This is a genomic window from Clostridium sp. UBA5988 (genome assembly GCF_002435615.1).
Classification (GTDB): domain Bacteria; phylum Bacillota; class Clostridia; order Clostridiales; family Clostridiaceae; genus Clostridium_J; species Clostridium_J sulfidigenes.
In genome coordinates, this window is record NZ_DJBA01000070.1 from 1 (window position 1) to 19,412 (window position 19,412).

Genomic DNA, 19,412 nt, shown 5'->3' on the forward strand with positions numbered 1-19,412 from the left:
GCTTTTAGCGATTTAGTTCTATCAACATAAGACGTACTTACCGTATTGATAGACAAATTTTGGTTTTGTAAGTACATCTTATACATAGCCCTTATTTCATCAAAAGAAAAATTTTTTATACTATCAATATGCACAGCGTAACCATTTCAAAATAATTTTCATCCTTAAACTAATAAGTAAACTTACATTTATCACACTTAATTATCGTTATATCCACTTTTAATTGTATTAAGGCAATGCTTCAAATACTGCTCTCTTTCTACTATATTTGCTGGATCGTATGACAATCCAAAATATTCTAGTAGAGTAAAAGTGAAATGTTCCTCAAAGTACTCGGAGCCTTTTTCATTATAAAGAGCTATTAATTTCTTATTTCCACCATGTTTTGAATCTAGATAATTTCCCCAACGACCAGCAACGCCCTCGCCTCCAGTAGCAGAACCTATATAAAGTTTTCCTGTCTTTAGCAAAACAAATTGTTAATAATTTGTTTACATCCCCTGGGAGTGCTTGCATGGAACATGCTTGCTAACTCTTTTTTGTCCAAATAATATTATTCATATTTTCTTTTCTAACTTGTCCACCAGAAGAGATAGTCTCATCATGCCTAAGCATTTCTACTAATAAATCGTATGCCTCCTCTTCACTTATATCTAAATGTTCCGCTACTCTATTTGTATTCACAACCATTGATATATTTATAAACTTAAGTGCTTTTTCTTTCAAATCTTCTTCTGGTTTATCATTAAAATTACCACCATCAATAACAATGTTGCCATCTTCATCTATCAAGCTAGAAAGAGCCTTAAGCTTTTCTGAGTATTCTAGTTTAAATTCTTTAACCTCATTATATAATTCCGAATTTGCTTCTCCAATATCACGCTTATTCTTATCTAAGTTTGCCTGTAAATATATTGCAGCAATAGGAATTAAAATACCAACTAATGCTCCTGCCCACTGTCCAGTAGCACCAACTGCATCCCAACATGTTTCAAGATTTGGTGCATATGTTATCCGAAAGCCAAGGAAATATAACACACATGTTGATAGTAATTCTATTAAAATAATCCAAAATAATGCTGATTTAATTAATTTCTTTAACATATTCATTTCACCATCACTAACACATTGTTTTAATCTCCTATAAATACATACTATATTTATAGGAGATGATTTCCCATTCTTATAGCTCCATATCATTAAGAACATCTTTAAGCTTCTTCAATTCTTCAACTGATAAAGTAATACCTTTCCCCATCTTCTTATGTTCTGAGTCCCAATCTCTAATATCATACTTTGGCTCTTTATCGTTCCAAGAGATTAGATTTAATTCTTTCTTCCAGCCTTTAGCTGATTCTGAAAGAACTCCTGTATTTTCTTTTATTACATATTTTATATCCGCTGCCATTATCTTTATTCTCCGCACACTTCAGCAATTTTATCTTTGATTTTTCGCTCAAATATCTCAATTAATTTCTTATTTTGATTAACGATAGATATTTCTTCATTTATACCAGAAACAATTTCTTCTTGCTCTGGAAGGGATGGAAGCGGTATGAAGAAACTTTCCAAATCACTTTTGCTGATATTTCCTTGTCTCACTCCACTTGCATTTTTAAATACTTGTTTTCTAAAAATATCCATTTGTAAAATGAAATACAAAAATTCTCTACATATGTTTGTACTGTTTATTTCAAGTTTTCCAACTCGCTGATTTAGAAATAATTTTTTGTCTACATTTACCATGCATGCATTTCCAAAATCTTCTTTACCTTGAGTACCAGTCATAGATATAAGAATATCGCCAAGGTTTAATAAATATTTTTCAAATTCTTTTTGTGAACTTTCAGGGTAATAAGAAATATTTTTATCTAGCTCTAGTCGTCCTCTTTGAACATTACCCATTTTTACAATTTGGATTCCATAATCACAATATAATTGACTTTTAAACGCATATCCATTTAGAACCGAGCAAACATCTCCTAACTTTACAATTTCCCAACTTGGGTCTATTTTTATTGTAGGTTGATAATTATCTACAACCCCCTTTGCTCCATCAATTATCTTCTGACAACTCTCAATCTCCTCCACAATCTGTTCTTGAACTGAAAGTGGTGGAAGAGGAATACGTATTCGCTTTAATGTATCCACTGATGCCACATTCTGTATTGCTGCACCAACTTGATTCGTAAAGTATTTATTCTGTATTATTGGACTTTGTAAATATCTTTTAACATATTCACCTAATATAACATTTGATGGAGTTAGCTTTAATAAAGCTTGATTTATAATACCTTTTTTATGTTGCTCAGGAACAATTGATACCTTTCCCATTGTCCCTGAGCAACTTATCAATATATCTCCAGTTTGAACTTCAAATCGTTTCATTTCTTGAAATTTATTTTCATCTATAAAGTATCTTCCAAATGAATAATCATCATTTATAGCATGATATTGTTCATAAACTAAATACCCTTCTTCTACAAATATTTCCTTTTTTAAGCTACCTCCAAATGGTCCCCTTATAAATTTACATACCTCTTGTAGTTCTACCATTGGATACTTTGCATTAAGATAAACTTCTTTCTCCCTATACCTTTCTCCAACCAGTATATAATCTTTTGCCTTTATATCACATTTACTCGCTAATACTGCAAACTCATAATCTTCTTCATTAGATTTAATTGTTTCACCCATATATATATTCTTCTTATAATCATTCAAAAAATCTAAAACTTTTGGCACATCACTACCTGTTACTTGTTTTCTTTGTGCTCCTAAATCATAGCCATCATTATCTACTCTTACAAACAAAATATTATCTGTTTTCTTAGCAATTTCTTTATCCATAAGAAGTATGCTAGTTTTAACACCTGAATATGGATTAAATACTCCTGCTGGAAGTGATACCACTGCCCATAGGTAGTTATTTTCAACTAAATTTTTTCTAAGGTTTTTATACGCATTAGCGGTTTGAAATACTATTCCTTCAGGAACTATTACCCCTGCTCTACCATTAATATTTAAATGTTCCATTATATAATCTACAAATAATACCTCAGAGCGTTTAGCTGATATAGAAAACTTATCATGTGGTCTTATTCCACCTTTAGGTGTCATAAATGGAGGATTTGCAAGAATTACATCAAAAGTATCATTCCATCTTATATCGTTAGTTAATGTATCATATTCAAATATCTTAGGATTAGGGAAAAGATGCAGATATAAATTTACAAGTGATAATCTAACCATATCTGGTGAAATATCATAACCAACAATATTTTCTGTAAGTTTTGCCTTCTCATCTGGAGTTAATCCTTTTTCCTCATTTTCTTTCACAATATATTTATATGCAGAAATTAAGAATCCAGCTGTTCCACAAGCAGGGTCGAGTATACTTTCATTCTTCTTTGGCTGTACTACGTCTACAATAAAATCTATAATATGCCTTGGGGTTCTAAATTGACCTGCATCTCCTTGAGAACTCATTATTGACAATAAATATTCAAAAGCATCACCTAAATCTTCACTATGCTCATAACTAAATCCATTTATTTCCTTCATAAAAAGATTAAATGTTTCAGGGTCTCTATATGGAAGAAATACGTTTTTAAATATGTTTCTAAATAATGCTGGAAGATTATTATTTAAGCTTAACTTTTCAAGTGCTTCTGCATATAAATTTAATTTTTCAAATCCACTCTTTTCTTTACTTACTATGTTTGACCATTTATAGTCTTCATATTCTCCTGTGAAAAATTCAGCTTCCCCACCTAAGTCTTCAAACTCTCTATCCATATCATTCATAAACTTATATATTAAAGCTACTGTTATTTGCTCTACTTGTGATTTAGGATCTGGTAGTTTTCCTACCAATATATCTCTCGCATCATCTATTCTTTTTCTTGTTGTACTGTCTAACATAAATTGCCTCCTATCCTATGTTAAAAAAGTATTTATGTTAACATAGTCCTTTATATAATTTGGTATAACTTTAATCCAAGCCTCATCATTTCCATTTTCTTTAATATTTAATTCTTTAATTTCATCAAGAGTAATCTTAGGATTAACCACAAAATCTCTAAACATTTTTTTATCTATTTTATTTCTTATATCTCCATCTGTTATATATGCTTTAAATAGATTCTTCATAGAGACTATATTATTTTCTGGTTTATAAATAGATATAAATTTTTCAAACTCTTCTTCTAACAGTTCATTCTTAGACTTAAAATCAGTTATATCACCAAATATTTTCGCAATAATTTCTCTTAAAGTCAACCTTCTATCTAGATTTAACGCTTTCTGTAATTTGGATAGATTTAAATATTCATTAGGCTTATCAAATATTTCTTTCTTTATGTAGTCTTCTATGACTTCATAGTTCTTCTCTTCATAATTTTTTCTTACAAAATCATCATTTTTCATATCATCTTCAAATTTTTCATAAAGCTTTCTATCAATTTTCATTCCATCAAAACCAACTTGTGTTTCATGTAACATTACTAATGGATCTGGAGAGAAGTTTTCAAATTCTCCTTTATCATAAGTAGTTGTTTCTCCTTCACCTGCTGTTTTTCCTGACCTTTCTTTAGGTAACTGAATAACTTCATCATAATCAAATTTTTCCTCAAAATACTCACAATTTCCAAAGAAATCAAATAATTTAAAGTTTCCTTTTTTCTTTTTATAATCTTCTCCACCTACATCTTTATAACTAAATGTATATGTTCTTGTTCCTCTTCCTTTTATTTGTACAAAATCACTTGGAGAAAATATTGGTCTTAACAAACATATGTTAATTAAGTCCTGACAGTCATAACCTGTAGTCATCATTCCAACAGTTACACATACTCTTGCCTTACTTGTTTTATAACCTTCAAGAAAATTTGAATGTCCTAAAAGTATATTATTTTTAAAATTCTTAGTATACTGTTGTGCCTCTGTTATAACTGAAGTTACCTGTACTGCAAAATCAGAATTATATTTATTCGGAAATATTTTATCTGCATATTCATTTAATATTTGAGTTACTTTTGTTGCATGATTTTGACTTACACAAAATATAATTGTCTTTCCTATTTCCCCACTAATAGGGTCTCTTAGTGCATTTTCCATAAACGTTTTGCAAAATATCGCATTTGTTTCTTCTGAAAAGAAATTTTTTTCAAAATCCTTATGAGAAAATAATTTTTCTACATTATTACCTTCATCATCTATTTCCATAACCGAATAACCTTTATCAGATAATAATTTAGTTGTTATTTCTGTTCTTGCATCTACAACTAGAGGGTTTACTAAATATCCCTCTTTTGCTCCATTAATTAAACTATATCTAAACGTAGGGTCTCCTGACTTACACCCAAAGGTTGTATATGTATCCATAAGTTCTCTTCTTTCAATTTCTCTTGGATCTCTATCATTTATATCCTTAATATTTTTCAGATAATCCTTAGGAGTTGCTGTTAACCCTAATTTATATCCAACAAAATATTCAAAAACAGCCCTGCTATTTCCTCCTAAAGAACGATGAGCTTCGTCCGATATAACTAAATCAAAGTCTGTAGGAGAAAATAGCTTTCTATATTTATTATTAAACATCAAACTTTGAATTGTTGTAACTACAATATCTGCCTTTTTCCAGTCATCTTTGTTTTCCTTATATATTACTGTGGTATAATTATTTTTTAAATAAGCATAGAAATCATCCTTAGCTTGGTTTTCAAGTTCTATTCTATCAACTAAAAATAAAACTCTACTTGCATTTCCAGTCTTTAAAAACAATTTAATAACTGCCGCAGAAGTTAATGTCTTACCAGTACCTGTTGCCATTTCAAATAGAAATCTATCTTTTCCCTTTTTTACAGCTTCCTGTATTGAATTAACAGCTTTAATCTGATATCTTCTTAAAAATCTTAAATTGTTTTTCTTATTAAAGTCATCTCTTATTTCTCCTCCAGTAATCCAATCTGGCTCTTTCATATAATTAGGCATTTCAGTTATAGCTATAAAGTCATCTTCTATAACTTCATTAATTAGAGCTTGTGGATTTGGTTTGTATGATTTAAAGGTTCCTAGCGATTCTAACGTAGGGAACTTTGTAATTATAATAGGATTTCCTTTTTCTAAATCCCAAAAATAATGTAAGTTGCCATTAGATAAAATAATGAATCTTACATTTAAAGATTTTGCATATCTTCTAGCCTGCTCTTTTCCTACTAAAGGATGTAAATCTTCTTTCTTAGCTTCTAAAACACAAATAGGAAATCCCCTATCATCATTAAGTAAAAAATCTACATATCCATTAGTTGTCTTTTCAAAATTTTCTCCAAGATCATTTATGTGGTTACTTTTTATCTTTGTATTAGTTTCTAAACTAATACTAGCTTGTCCGTTTTCATCATCAAAAAATCTCCAACCTGCTTCTTCAAGCAATTTATTTATCTTAATTCTTGCAAATGCTTCCTTTTTCCCCATGTCCATCCCCCCATAATTTTCTACACAATTTTCCATAATATTATTCTATTCTCTAATGGAAAAGAATTCAAGAGGATTTGAGAAAAACAAACAGCACCTGCATTCTGCAAGTGCTATCAAATTATTATAAATTATTAATAAGAGGATAATTTTCATCAATTAATTGTAGTAAATCCTCTGGTAAAGTTTTAACAAATTTATCAGCATCTACACAACTATTAGAAATATTGCTTAATTTAAAAATAATGTCATCTAATATTTTCTTTTCTTCGTTCATTCTATTCCAAATAATTGTCTCTATCTTATTTTTAATCATTCTAATTTCCTTTAAAAACATATCATTATCATAAATATAAATGTACTCATATTTTGATTTTATATCGTCAAAAATTCCACAATCAGCAAACTCTACAATACATCTAATGCCTCCGAAGAATTTTTTAACTCTCACTTCTGAGTATTCTTCATTCGCAATATTTTCCATCAACTCATTAGGCTGTACGCCTTTATTCATCCTTAAATTAACCAGTTCTCTTAATCTATCATTAATTTTTAAGTAATTGTATTCCATTTAATATCCTCCTCAATTCAAGTTTTATAACATCCAAATATTCTTCTGCTTTCATTAAGTCATCAATTTCCATTTCATCTCTTCCAGAAAATTTCACTTTTAGTTTTGTATTTATATATATTACAAGTACACCATCATTTTTAGTATCAGGCTTTGTGTACGAAGGTAAACTTCTCTTAAATTTTGAATATAATTCTGTTCCCTTTTCGTTGATGCCATACTTATTAAGAAGTTCAATAGCTAATAACTCAATCTTTTCTTTGAGTATTTTTTTTATCATTTTCCTTCTCTCTAAAGGTCTTTTTTCATTATATATCTTATTTAGTTCATCTGATTTCTTCCTTGTCTTTTTTTTAATCAAATTATTTATAGCATCTTCAATATCTTCTTCATCCCAGCCTAATTCTTCCAACTCTTTTTTTCTTTTATTTACTTCGTCATTTATTACTAATTTTGCTTTTTCATATTCAACATTAAAGTCTATGATTTCACTATATGAATCTTTAAATTCTAGAATTTCACCCTCAACAATTGTTTTTCCATATAATATTTCCTTTTTTTCATATTCCTCATCTGTAAAATCAATTTCTCTAATTTTTTTATAGTGTTCTACTACTTCTGTTTCTTTTCTAAAATAATCCCATAACTTATCCATTCCTAATTCTTTATGATATATTACTAACGCATTATTATCAATTTCATATGCAGTAATATATTCGTCTGGAATTGTTCTTAAAACTCTTCCTATAATTTGTGCAAACATATTCAAACTTTTATATGGTCTAAATAGCGCCGCTATTGTTAAATACTGATGATCATATCCTTCTCCCATCATTCCAACATTAATTACTACATTACACTTGTTTAATTCAATATCCTTAAATTTTTCATCTTGTACATTCTTAGGCAATTTGCTATGTATTAAAACTACTTCCATTCCCTCTGATTTATATAATTCATATAACCTTTCTGCATGTCGTATACTACAAGCTGAAGCCATTATTTTATGAGGAACACTTGGTGAATGTTTCTTCAATTCACGTAACTCTTCAATACTACTACGTACAACTTCCAAGGAACATTCCTCTGACATTGCAACTGATCGTTGAACCCACTCCTCATCATGTAAATTTTTTGCTTCTTCTATACTAAGTTTTTTACCTTTCTCATCGATAAAATATATTTCTGAAGAACTCAATGTTTTATTTCTTAGCCATTTTACATACCTAGCTTCCATGACTTCTGATAATTTAGTTTCATGTATTAACTTACCAGGAACTTTTAAACCATCCCCTCTGTAAGGCGTCCCTGTTACATGTAATACCTTTGCATCCTTAAAATAATTTAATGCTGCTTGCCATGTATTAGCTGGAGCATGATGTGCTTCATCAACAATTATCATATCAAAAAAATCAGGTTCTACTCTATTTAATAAAGAATTTTGAAAGTTAGGATTTAATTTCTGAACATTCGTATAAACTATATTAGCTGAAAACAATTCAGAATCAAACAACTCATTTTCATATGGTACTAGCACTGGAATGTCATCTATATCAAATATAACATCCATATTAATCCAAAAATTATCCTCTAGAGCTTCCATAGTTTTTGCTATGCTTTTTTTTGTTACCGTTCCAGGAGTGATTATTAATACTCTTCCCTCACACACTCCATAAGGTGCTATTGATATTAATCCACTTTTTCCTGTTCCAGTTGGTAAAACAACCAATGCCGCTTCTTTCGGATTGCTTTTAAAATGAGATAAAACTTTTATGTACGCTTCTATTTGCGGTTTTCTTAACTTTTTATTCCCCTCTATATAACATGGAGTATTAATAAAATACATTTTCCATTCCCCCTATACCCAAAACATAATAATATAATAGCACAATTGTATGTTTTTTGGATATATTTTCAGTAATTTTATTACTTTTCCAATTATAAAGAGCACTCAATTTACATAAAATTGACTGCCCTTTATTATACAAAATTATTATATACTCTATTCTAAACTTTGGTCTTAACTATTATCCTTAACTTTCCTTTCATACTGCTCTCTATTATATAGCAGTACACAGGTCTCAACATGCCTTGAGAGTACAATAATGATGTCGTAATCATCTAGTACCCCCTTGGTGGAAAGGAATATTTCTAAATTTCTACCACTTCCTCCATGGATTTACAAATTTTCTTTATCTAATAATATACTGCTTGCTACATCTAGACAATAATTATCTTGATAATTTGATACTTGATTCTTGCTAATATATTCAATACTTTTCGTATCAAAATTGCAAACAACAAAACCCTCAAATTATTCTCTATTTGAAGGTTTTGTTCATTACAACTTAAAGATGCTATCTTAATGAATAATCTTTTCAGTCCTTCTAATTGGAACATTCACTACAACTGATTTCATAACTGCTACTCATTTGACTCACCTTTACTTAACTTTTCAATAGCTTGCTTTTCTTCTAGCAAGAAAAATATATCTTTACCTTGGTTGAAGCTGGATCATTTTTTTGATGTAGAAGATAAAATTTAGTCTAATAGATTCTCCACCTTCATTAATATCTCCTTTTTTATCAAGCTGTAATATCTCCAGTTGCTATAATCTTTCTTTCAACAATATCAGCATACATTAAATTTTTAAGGTGATAAGAAACCTTTGATTGATACTTATTAATTAACTCCATGTAAATTTTTCAAGTGCAATATGACTACGATACCAATCATCATTTTCTAAAAGCACTTCAGGAGAACCTGCACTTTTAACTCTACCATTTTCTAATATAACCACTGTATCGCTGGAAACCATAGATGATAAACGGTGAGATATGGACAATATTGTATGGACCTTACTTGCCTTTTGAAGTACAGAAACTATTTTTTCTTCCGTTATAGAATCAAGATTGGCTGTTATCTCATCCAGCAGAAGTATAGGAGGATTTGTTACAATAGCTCTGGCTATAGCCAAAAGTTGTTTTTGCCCTTGTGAAAAAAGAGCATCACTGGTTACTTTAGTATCCAGTCCATTTTCCAAGGTTGATACATATTCTGTTAGTCCCACAAAATCCAAAGCCTTCTCTATTTGCTCCTTCGTAATACTTTCATCCTGCAAGCTTATTTGATCTGCTACTGTTCCCTTTATCATATGAAAACTTTGATCAACGTACCCAAATATTCTGCGTTTTTCAGAGTTCGGTATGTCATAGACATCAATCCCATTTATTGTGATACTGCCCTTGGTTGGTTTGAGCAGTCCCATAATAAGCTTAAATAATGTAGTTTTTCCAACCCCTGTTCTTCCAACAAATGTAACCTTTTCATTTGGTTTTAAATTAAGTCGAATGTTTTGAAGAACATCTGCACCTTCTTCATATTGAAAGGAAATATCCTTAAATGATAAATTCGCTTCCTCACGGTCTGGAATGATGTCTTCTACCCTTAGCTCATTCTTCTTAGGATTATCTTCAGATTCATTGTAAAAATCATTTACTCTTTTGATACCTGATATGGCCTGCTGAATATTTTGCAGCTCCATTCCCAGATTTTCAATTGGCGCAAACAAATTAGATATCAATTCTATTGATGCTGCAACCATTCCTAATGATATACCCAAATAGTTCAGTTGTTTAGAGGATAGCACTACAATGAAAGCAATGACAACTGCACGAGTAATCTGAATAAATGGAGAATATATAGAATCATAGAAATTCACCTTTTCTACTGTTTTGTAGTTATCAAATAAATACCTCTTATAGTTCTCCTCCATGTATCTTTCCTTACTGAAGGATTTAATCATCTGTATATTTTTTAAGCTTTCTGAAATATGATTATTTACCCTGCCGATGAGTATTCTATTTTCAATCTGCGCCTTAAGCATTCTCTTTTGAAAAAGTCGTGTAATACCATAAATAGCTGGCATCAGTAATAAAGTTACAAATCCAAGCTTGCTGCTAAACATCCAAATTGAAATTATAATACCTATAATTTTAAAGCAGTCAACCATCATTCCGATAATACCATTTGTGAACAGTGAATTGATTGCATCAACATCATTTGTAAACCTTGAAACTACTGTTCCCGAACTATTTGAGGAAAAGAACATTGCATTTATTCTTTCAAGCTTTTCCATCATTTCAATTCTTATTTCCTTCGTAATCTTTTGTCCTAAAACTGTAAGAACAGCTTCTTTGACAAAATCAAATATTCCAATAAACAATAGAACCCCCATATAAACAGTTGCTAGAACAAGTAATTTGTCAGAGCTTTTGGTTACAAGGTTATGGTCAATTATATATTTTAAAATTTGAGGTGGAATTAAACTTGTAACAACAACGCCGATAATAGAAAGTCCTAATAGTACGCTTATACCAATATTGTTTTTAATAACTCTAACCATCGACCTTTTTATTAAACTATTTCCCATCATTGTCTCCCCCCTCTGTACATTGCAAATTAAATATTGTGGTATAAAGTTCTGATTTATTCATAAGTTCATTATGTGTACCATATTCTGCTGTTTTATCACTCTTTAAGAGTATAATCTTATTTATTCTATTAAAAATAGCCAAGCGATGAGAAACTAGAATTATCAGACTGTTTTTATAATTGCTTTTCATATTTTCAATAATTTTTTCTTCTGTCTTCATGTCAACCGCTGAAAAAGGGTCATCCAATATAATAATTCTATTTTTATTAATAAGTGTCCTTGCTAAAGCTATTCTCGCCTGCTGACCACCGCTTAATTTTATTCCGCTATTTCCAACTAAAGTATCCTTACCATTGGGCATTACTGTTAAATCAGTATCAAAACAGACATCCTTTAAAACAGAAGTAATGTCTTTTTTACTACCTAAAGTTATATTGTTGTATATAGTATCAGAAAGCAACTGCGGCTTATGACCTAAATAAGAAATCATCTGGCTTCGCTCATATTCTGAGTAATCCTTAAGCTCCTTGCCATCAATTTTAATGCTTCCTATATAAGGGTATAAGCCTAATAGGGATAGTCCAAGTGTAGATTTACCAGAAGCAATAGAACCTGTTATACCTATAATTTCTCCTGTGTTGCCTTTAAAACTAATATCTTCAATAATATTTTCCTTACCATCTTCGTATGAGAAACTAAGATTTCCTACGGTCAATGTAGTAGCACCCTTATTTATATTAGAAGAATTATCTTTTGTTTTGTATTCTGTAAGATATGGCTTTATACGCTTCCAAGAAACCTGTGATTTTTGTACAGAATTAAATAGCTTTGCTGCTTTACTTGCTTTAACTGCCATGGCAGAAAATATTACAACGTAAGTAGAAAAATTTCCTACAGTCCAGCCGCCATTAATAACTTTTGTTCCTCCCAGATAAATTACCATAATTATTCCAAGCATTGCAATGACGTTATATATTGGTTGCATAGAATTTTCTAATATATTAGCTTTGACAGCCTTGTTTTGTAAATCTAAAAGTTCATCATTATACCTTGCTCTATTTTTAGTTTCCATGCCGGTTACACGATAAAGCATTGAATTTTCAATTGTATTATAGGTAATATCTGCAACCTCACTACTTTTCTTCCGATAATCCCTTGAGTACTTATATATAACACTTTTTAATTTTTCAGCAAGTACCATAGCAATTGGAATAAAAACAATAGAAAATGCAGTTATTTTTATATCGTAAGCAAGCATTGTTATCAGGTAAGATATCATAAGAACACCAGTATCAAATACTTCAGTGGTAAACTTTCGCATTCCTTCCACACATAAATCAACATCAGAAATAACTCTTGTCATGAGGTTGCCCATATTTTCATTATCTAGCTCAGAAGTACTTTTATTCATTATATTGTTGTATATCATAAGTCTCATAGTTGAACTGGTGCTGTTTGCGAAACGTCTAATATAAAAGCGCTTAAAATAGCGTAAAATTTGAATAGCTCCTATAAGAGCAACATAGGTGGCTGAAAGTAATAATACAGAATATAAGTTATCCCCACCAACAATAGAATCTATGAGTTTTCCTTGATATATAGGACCTAGAATGATTGTACTATTACAAGACAATCCGAATATTATAATACATGCAACAACAAATCTTTCTTTTTTCCAATAGTTTATAATCTTATCTGGCTGTTTCATAGGTTTAATCTTTAATTTTGACACAGTAACTCCTCCCTGCTCTAAGCAAGACCTTATTAAGTACAATAGCAAATTTTCCTATACTAATCATCACTTTATAAATCTCATTAATACAGCATATATTATTAATATCCAAATCAATATAATGATTCCGCCTGCTATGTAATTTTTGGGTTTACCCTTCTCGAAAACACTTTCTGCAGCTTCTTTGCAAAGTTCTTTTACACTACTTGGTATAAGTCTTAATGACAGCCAAATAAGTGCAGGAAGCACAATTGCATCATCGATAAATCCAAGTACAGGTATAAAATCCGGTATAATGTCTATAGGACTTAGAGCATATCCAACAGTTATCATAGCTGTTAACTTTGCATACCAAGGAGTCAGTTCATGCTTATATGCAAGATAAAGTAATGCTATATAAGATTTTAATTTTTTAGCCCATTGTTTTATTTTTGTTATCACAACAATCCCTCGTAATCTATTGATTTTCATTTATTTCAAAAACTTTATTACTAAATTCATTTAATAATGATGAACATTCATCAATTCTCTTCAGTATTTCATCTTTCATTGGACATCCGAAATAATCCTTTTTTTCTATCTTCCTTAACCATGTATTAAGTTTATCTATCTCATGTTCATTTTCTTCTACCTCAGCAAAGGTAAAATTCGCTCTTTTAGTTTCCCGCTCAATTTCAGCTTCAAAATCATCACATTTCTCAAACAATTCTTTATAATCCTCTTCCCTTTCCTTATTAAACTGCTCAATTAATTTTTTGTTTTTCGCTTCCTCATCTATTAAAGTAATACAGCTAATACTTTTGCCTCCACTATTATTAATTTGTTCTTCAAGTTTCTTAAACTCCTCTTTGCTCTCTTTAGTTTCAGGCAAGATCCAGATAGATTGCAAAACATTTATTGCTCCAACAGATTTTAATCTTCTCCATACAGCCATTCTATTTTTTTGTGGTTCTCTTGGAATTTGATATATCAAAGTTCTCCAGTTCAATTTGCCACTTCCTTCATTAATAATATATAACGCTGGTTATTTGTAACACTGGTTACATTTTTAAATATATCACTCGTTATATCTACTGTCAAGTGTTTTTACTACTAAATTTTCTCAATTTTACTGCTAAATGTTCTCAATTCTGCTATGATGTTTTCACATATAATGTAATCTGCCAACACTAAAACCCTCAGCTTATCTGAGGATTTTAGTCTTAACAGATTCTCCTTATACTAAGAGCAGTAACTGCTTTATGTATCCTAGCTACTGCTCCTGTTATTTTTAATCATAGTAATCTACCATCTGCTCCATCACTATCCCTGATTCAAACTGTATTTCCAATCTCTCCCCCTTATTCACTTTAATGGTCTTTATTAATCTTCTCACTAAATCCTCATCAAACTCTCTTACCTGTGGTCTTACAGTCTTTAGGGTACTGTCCATTTCTGTTAGTTTCTGTTTATAGTTCTCAGCCTGGTTCTTCTCTTTTACGAGCCTCAATTTTGCCTGTTTAAGCTCATTTATCTGTTCAGATATCCTTTTGTACTCATTATCAAAATCTTCTGCTACAGCTCCTTGTTTTGCGTTCTCTTCGATTAAGGTTAGCATCTCCTTTTGCAAGGATTCGATCTGCTCATCATATTCTGTTGGGATATCTTTAGTAGAGTATCCACCGATAACCCTGATGACATTTTGTCTAAATGCTCCTATAAAATCTCCATTGTTTTCTACTACATTATTAATGGCTGTCATAATGGCATTATGTAGTGGTTCTTCTTTTAAGGTAGGTGAGTGCTTGCAAGATGCCTTTGTGCCATTCTTTAACCTATTTTCACATCTCCATACTGCACTTTTTTGTCCGTATTTTGACCATGTCTGTCTGCGGTATGGATGTCCACACTCGGCACATACTAAGATCTCAGTTAGTGCATATTTGGAGCTGAATTTGCTCTTTTCCTTTTTTAACTTATTTGCCTTTCTTGTAACTGCCGCTTTATTCAGGCTGGCTCTTCTAGCCTTTTCTTCCTGTACTTTATAAAATAATTCCTTTGGTATGATGGCCTCATGGTTATCTTCTATATAATACTGAGGCACGATTCCGTTGTTCTTCACTCGTTTCTTTGTGAGGAAGTCTACGGTATAGGTTTTTTGCATCAAGGCATCTCCCATATACTTTTCATTGACTAACATTTTTTCTATTACACCAGGATGCCATGTTTCCTTTCCTGTGACTGTTTTGATTTTATCTGCCTCTAGAGCTTTTATAATCTCTCCAATACTACTTCCCTCTAAATACATTCTAAAAATTCGTCTCACTATCTCTGCTTGTTCAGGTACTATAACCAGTTCGCCAGTTTCTTTATCTTTGGTGTATCCCATAAATTTCTTGTGATTGACTGATATAATTCCATTTTCATATCTCCTTACAATTCCCCATTTTGTATTTTCACTTAGGTTTCTGCTTTCTTCCTGTGCTTGACTGCTTAAGATAGTAATCAGTAATTCTCCTGTACCTTCTAGGGTATTTACACCCTCCTTTTCAAAAAATATGGCGATATTCTTCTCTTTGAGTTTCCTTATGGTCTGAAGGGAATCTACTGTATTTCTTGCAAACCTACTGACTGATTTTGTTATGACCATGTCTATTTTCCCAGCCATACAGTCATCAATCATAGCATTAAAATCATCACGCTTTTTTGTATTAGTGGCTGACTTTCCATCATCTGCATAAATCCCTGCACTCTTCCAATTAGGATTACTTTTTATCTTGTCTGTGTAGTAGGATATTTGAGCCTCGTAGCTGCCCTCCTGTTGTTCTAAGGTGGTACTAACTCTACAGTAAGCTGCTACTCTTAGGGTTTTTAGCTCCACCCTTACATTCCTGTCATATATGGTTTGTGCCGGTATAAATGCTACATTCTTTTTTGCTACTGCTACTGCCATTGTCATTCATCCTTTCTTATTTTCTCATGTTCTTCCTCCATAGTTATGCCATTGATAAATTCTACTAGGATTCTTCCATCTTTATAAATAACTATCTGCTTTATTATGGTTATAAATATATCTTCCTCAAACTCTATTAGCTGTTTTTTATCAGCCAGTGCTTGTTTTATTTTCTCAGTGTTGTAATCATAATCATCTATTTTAGCTATGCTATAATAAGCATTTGCCCTTTTAAAGATTAGCTCTGATAATTCCTTAGACGAAAAATGCTCTTCATACTCTAGCTCTTTGATTCGTTCTTCCAGCCTTCTAATTTCCAAGGTGATTCTTGGAGGTTCTTTTTTCCTGTCTTTATCTAGCATCCACTTCCTTGATAAGACTTTATTGGTTGCTGATATAAATGCAGTTTCTATATCTTTTTCAGTTAAAAATAAATTTCTGCAGTGTACTCTATTTTGGTAGATGTATCTCTTACACTTCCAGTTGCTCTTCTCAGATGGTCTACCAGCATGTTCAATATATTTGCGATAAACATCACCACATTCTCCACACACTAATTTATTGCTATAAAAACTTTGATTTTTCATGCTATTGGGTTGCAGGGTTCTTCCTAGTTTTTGCTCTTTTTTCTTTCTTCTTTTCTGTACAGATTCAAAGGTTTCCTTATCTATCATCTGAGGATAAAAGTCATCCCCTACGTACTTAATATTTTGAAGTATCTTTCCTACGGAGCCATGATTCCAATTCGGTTTGTTATTGGCATTTAAAAGTCCTGCATTCGTCAGTTCTTTTGCTATGGCATGTAGAGATAATCCTTTATGGTAATCTTCAAATATCTTTTTAATCACTGCTACCTTTTCTTCATCGAATATTATTTTACCATCTGCTATCTTATAGCCCATAGGCATATGTCTTTGCATCATCTACCTCACCTCACTTTCCATAATACTGTCAGTTCTAGGTTGTTTATTAGCTTGAAGGTAATCTCATGATTTTCTCCGATAATGATATTTTCCACCGTATTGAGAAATAGGTTTTCGTCATACTCTTCTATAATCTCTGGATTATACCTTATGATTTCTAGCAGTCTTACTGTTCCTATGATTTCTTTTTCATAACCGTTATCTTCAAGGCATTGATTCCTCATTTTCTTAATGGCTTCAAGTTCTACAGTCAGAGCATTTTGTCTTTCTATAAAAATAGCAGAGTCAATATACCCTTTCGATACGACTCTACTAAGGATATGACTCTGCTCTGTTAATTCCATAATTCTACTATTTAGTTTTTTAATTTTCTCTTCCTGCTCATGATCTGTTCTTAAATTCTTTAATGATTCAAGTAGGGGATAAAGGATATTTGTATGATTGCTTACCAGCTTATTCCACATAGTTAGGAAGGTTTCTTTTATAATATCTTCCCTTACCGCTTTCATACTGCATTTACTTATATCCCTTATATGCTGGACACAGCACCACTGAATTTTTTCATATGGTTTACCGATATAAATCTTTTGTCTCCTAAAGGTGCTACCACATTCCTTGCAGATGATTTTGCTGCTAAATTCATATCTGTTTTGGTATTTTCCACTATCATCTACTCCCATTTGATTTCTTCGATATTCATAAATTTCTCTGACCATCTGCCCTTCTTTTCTTGTAATAATGGGTTCGTGATTGTTTTCAATAAAATACTGAGGCAGTTCCCCTTTATTTGATTTTCTTTCAAAGGGAAGTACCTCAGTTGTATATGTCTTTTGTAATAATAAGTCTCCCTCGTAGATGGAATTTTGTAAGATTTCTTTTACTACACTGTCCTGCCATTCTTCTGCTGAGCGTATGGTTGGGACATTATCGTCATTTAAATACCTTGCTATTACATATGAGCCTTTTCCATTTAGATATTCATGAAAAATCCTACGAACAATCTTTGCTTCATCTTCTTTTATTATGAGATTTCCATCTTCATCCTTGGTATATCCATAAGCAGGATCACTAAGCTTAAATGTTCCATCTTGAAATCTCTTTTTAACTGCCCATTTGTTATTAGTGGAGATGCTTTCTGCCTCTCCTTGTGCAAGGGAGCTTAGTATGGTAATCATCTGCTCACTTTTTTCTGATAGGGTATTAATATGTTCTTTCTCAAAATATACCCCGATACCAAGTGCTTTTAGCTTTCTGATAGCCTCAATACTGTCTACTGTATTTCTAGCAAACCTTGTGACGGATTTTGTAATAATCATATCAATTTTGCCGTCTTCACAGTCTTTCATCATTCGCAAAAATTCATCACGTCTTTTTACTTGTGTTCCACTTTTGGCTTCATCAGCATAAATTCCTGTGTATTCCCAGTCATCCTTTTTTCCGATAAAAGTCTTGTAATATTCTACTTGTGCAGAAAAGGAATTCTGTTGTTCTCTTGAATCAGTACTTACTCTGCAGTAAGCACAAACTCGTTTTTTAGGTTGTAATTCTAAGATAACCTTTTGCATTACAGGCTCTATTTTCCTTACTTTCTTTGCCATAGTCTTCCTCCTTTCTTTTAGAACTTTAGTTCCTGTTAGCAACACACATTATCACAAGAATTAAAATATAGCTAGTGTTATTACACATATACTTTTGAAAGTTCTGGAGAAAAGGTCTGACGGTTTAATTCATCAATTTCTGCATATTCTTCATCCGTTATAATTCCTCTACAAAGTAAGATCTTTAGCAGTTTTAAAGCCATTTTATATTCTACTTCTTTCGCTGTTTGCTCTTTGGTCATCACCATTCCTCCATTCATATAAATTTTATTATTGTTTATGTAAGTATTTTTCATCTGCTTAATATCACAAAAATAGGGACCGCCATTTTAAATAAAAAACTTATAAATAGACTCTCGTCTATTTCAAGCGATCCCCATTGCTTCTAATATTAAGAATTTGTGTTGTACTTAGACACTACTATCCCCAACACACAAAGTCTTGCAAGCAAGACTTATAGGGCGATTACATAAACTGCAATTGGTTTTAACTGCTTTTAACAGTTATTGCATCATAGGACTCTCACCTCCACCGGGATCTCCGCTGGCTGCCCCCATTGCGATGTCTGTGGCTGGGCAGAAGTATCATTATAGGCTGATGAGGTTGTTGCGAACAATCTACCATGGATTGTTTCTTGGAACGGATGGGTATCGCTTTGCACCTTATTTTGCCGACTTTGATAAAAACAGAAATTAAAACATCTGCTCTTACAGGTGGTCTTGGCGGATTAACCCCTTTATTTTG

General features: G+C 31.6%; 16 protein-coding genes. All 16 read right to left on the reverse strand.

Features of this window, described 5'->3' with window-relative positions:
• Window positions 1-197: 197 nt before the first annotated feature.
• The 16 genes from B3J31_RS15130 to B3J31_RS15205 all read right to left on the reverse strand — a co-directional run bounded on the left by B3J31_RS15130 (window position 198) and on the right by B3J31_RS15205 (window position 18,910).
• Window positions 198-470, reverse strand: coding sequence for a hypothetical protein (locus B3J31_RS15130; RefSeq protein WP_346868277.1), 273 nt, complete (start codon window positions 468-470; stop codon window positions 198-200).
• A 58-nt stretch (window positions 471-528) separates the two neighbouring features.
• Window positions 529-1,104, reverse strand: coding sequence for a hypothetical protein (locus tag B3J31_RS15135; protein WP_346868276.1), 576 nt, complete (start codon window positions 1,102-1,104; stop codon window positions 529-531).
• Window positions 1,105-1,183: 79 nt separating this feature from the next.
• Entirely contained in the window at window positions 1,184-1,408 is a 225-nt protein-coding gene (locus B3J31_RS15140) for a YdbC family protein (RefSeq protein WP_346868275.1), read from the reverse strand.
• A gap of 5 nt (window positions 1,409-1,413) precedes the next feature.
• On the reverse strand, window positions 1,414-3,924 hold the full coding sequence (locus tag B3J31_RS15145) for an N-6 DNA methylase (RefSeq protein WP_346868274.1): 2,511 nt from the start codon (window positions 3,922-3,924) through the stop codon (window positions 1,414-1,416).
• A 15-nt stretch (window positions 3,925-3,939) separates the two neighbouring features.
• Window positions 3,940-6,477, reverse strand: coding sequence for a DEAD/DEAH box helicase family protein (locus B3J31_RS15150; RefSeq protein ID WP_346868273.1), 2,538 nt, complete (start codon window positions 6,475-6,477; stop codon window positions 3,940-3,942).
• 124 nt (window positions 6,478-6,601) lie between these two features.
• Complete coding sequence (locus B3J31_RS15155; protein WP_346868272.1) at window positions 6,602-7,048, reverse strand: hypothetical protein; 447 nt, start codon at window positions 7,046-7,048, stop codon at window positions 6,602-6,604.
• A complete protein-coding gene (locus tag B3J31_RS15160) occupies window positions 7,023-8,894 on the reverse strand; it encodes a DEAD/DEAH box helicase (RefSeq protein ID WP_346868271.1) in 1,872 nt (623 codons plus the stop codon). Before B3J31_RS15160 ends, B3J31_RS15155 begins: the two co-directional genes overlap by 26 nt.
• Window positions 8,895-9,633: 739 nt before the next feature.
• A complete protein-coding gene (locus B3J31_RS15165; protein ID WP_346868270.1) occupies window positions 9,634-9,744 on the reverse strand; it encodes an ArsR family transcriptional regulator in 111 nt (36 codons plus the stop codon).
• Window positions 9,735-11,483 (reverse strand): ABC transporter ATP-binding protein, encoded by a 1,749-nt coding sequence (locus B3J31_RS15170; RefSeq protein WP_346874184.1) that lies wholly within the window; start codon window positions 11,481-11,483, stop codon window positions 9,735-9,737. The genes B3J31_RS15165 and B3J31_RS15170 overlap by 10 nt, the downstream gene beginning before the upstream one ends.
• On the reverse strand, window positions 11,470-13,215 hold the full coding sequence (locus B3J31_RS15175; protein WP_346868269.1) for an ABC transporter ATP-binding protein: 1,746 nt from the start codon (window positions 13,213-13,215) through the stop codon (window positions 11,470-11,472). Before B3J31_RS15175 ends, B3J31_RS15170 begins: the two co-directional genes overlap by 14 nt.
• Window positions 13,216-13,281: 66 nt before the next feature.
• A complete protein-coding gene (locus B3J31_RS15180) occupies window positions 13,282-13,656 on the reverse strand; it encodes a YkvA family protein (protein WP_346868268.1) in 375 nt (124 codons plus the stop codon).
• A gap of 16 nt (window positions 13,657-13,672) precedes the next feature.
• Window positions 13,673-14,203 (reverse strand): Chromate resistance protein ChrB, encoded by a 531-nt coding sequence (locus B3J31_RS15185; RefSeq protein ID WP_346868267.1) that lies wholly within the window; start codon window positions 14,201-14,203, stop codon window positions 13,673-13,675.
• A 282-nt stretch (window positions 14,204-14,485) separates the two neighbouring features.
• Window positions 14,486-16,147, reverse strand: a complete 1,662-nt coding sequence (locus B3J31_RS15190) for a recombinase family protein (RefSeq protein ID WP_346868266.1) — start codon at window positions 16,145-16,147, stop codon at window positions 14,486-14,488.
• 2 nt (window positions 16,148-16,149) lie between these two features.
• A complete protein-coding gene (locus B3J31_RS15195) occupies window positions 16,150-17,070 on the reverse strand; it encodes a recombinase family protein (protein WP_346868265.1) in 921 nt (306 codons plus the stop codon).
• Window positions 17,071-17,075: 5 nt separating this feature from the next.
• Complete coding sequence (locus B3J31_RS15200) at window positions 17,076-18,668, reverse strand: recombinase family protein (protein WP_346868264.1); 1,593 nt, start codon at window positions 18,666-18,668, stop codon at window positions 17,076-17,078.
• An 80-nt stretch (window positions 18,669-18,748) separates the two neighbouring features.
• Window positions 18,749-18,910, reverse strand: a complete 162-nt coding sequence (locus B3J31_RS15205) for an SHOCT domain-containing protein (protein WP_346868263.1) — start codon at window positions 18,908-18,910, stop codon at window positions 18,749-18,751.
• Between the last annotated feature and the right edge of the window lie 502 nt (window positions 18,911-19,412).

Coding starts and splice junctions, on each gene's coding strand:
- B3J31_RS15200 (WP_346868264.1), bottom strand. CDS start 18,668: ATGGCAAAGAAAGTAAGGAAAATAGAGCCTGTAATGCAAAAGGTTATC.
- B3J31_RS15160 (WP_346868271.1), bottom strand. CDS start 8,894: ATGTATTTTATTAATACTCCATGTTATATAGAGGGGAATAAAAAGTTA.
- B3J31_RS15190 (WP_346868266.1), bottom strand. CDS start 16,147: ATGGCAGTAGCAGTAGCAAAAAAGAATGTAGCATTTATACCGGCACAA.
- B3J31_RS15150 (WP_346868273.1), bottom strand. CDS start 6,477: ATGGGGAAAAAGGAAGCATTTGCAAGAATTAAGATAAATAAATTGCTT.
- B3J31_RS15195 (WP_346868265.1), bottom strand. CDS start 17,070: ATGATGCAAAGACATATGCCTATGGGCTATAAGATAGCAGATGGTAAA.
- B3J31_RS15165 (WP_346868270.1), bottom strand. CDS start 9,744: ATGGAGTTAATTAATAAGTATCAATCAAAGGTTTCTTATCACCTTAAA.
- B3J31_RS15140 (WP_346868275.1), bottom strand. CDS start 1,408: ATGGCAGCGGATATAAAATATGTAATAAAAGAAAATACAGGAGTTCTT.
- B3J31_RS15205 (WP_346868263.1), bottom strand. CDS start 18,910: ATGACCAAAGAGCAAACAGCGAAAGAAGTAGAATATAAAATGGCTTTA.
- B3J31_RS15145 (WP_346868274.1), bottom strand. CDS start 3,924: ATGTTAGACAGTACAACAAGAAAAAGAATAGATGATGCGAGAGATATA.
- B3J31_RS15170 (WP_346874184.1), bottom strand. CDS start 11,483: ATGATGGGAAATAGTTTAATAAAAAGGTCGATGGTTAGAGTTATTAAA.
- B3J31_RS15155 (WP_346868272.1), bottom strand. CDS start 7,048: ATGGAATACAATTACTTAAAAATTAATGATAGATTAAGAGAACTGGTT.
- B3J31_RS15135 (WP_346868276.1), bottom strand. CDS start 1,104: ATGTTAAAGAAATTAATTAAATCAGCATTATTTTGGATTATTTTAATA.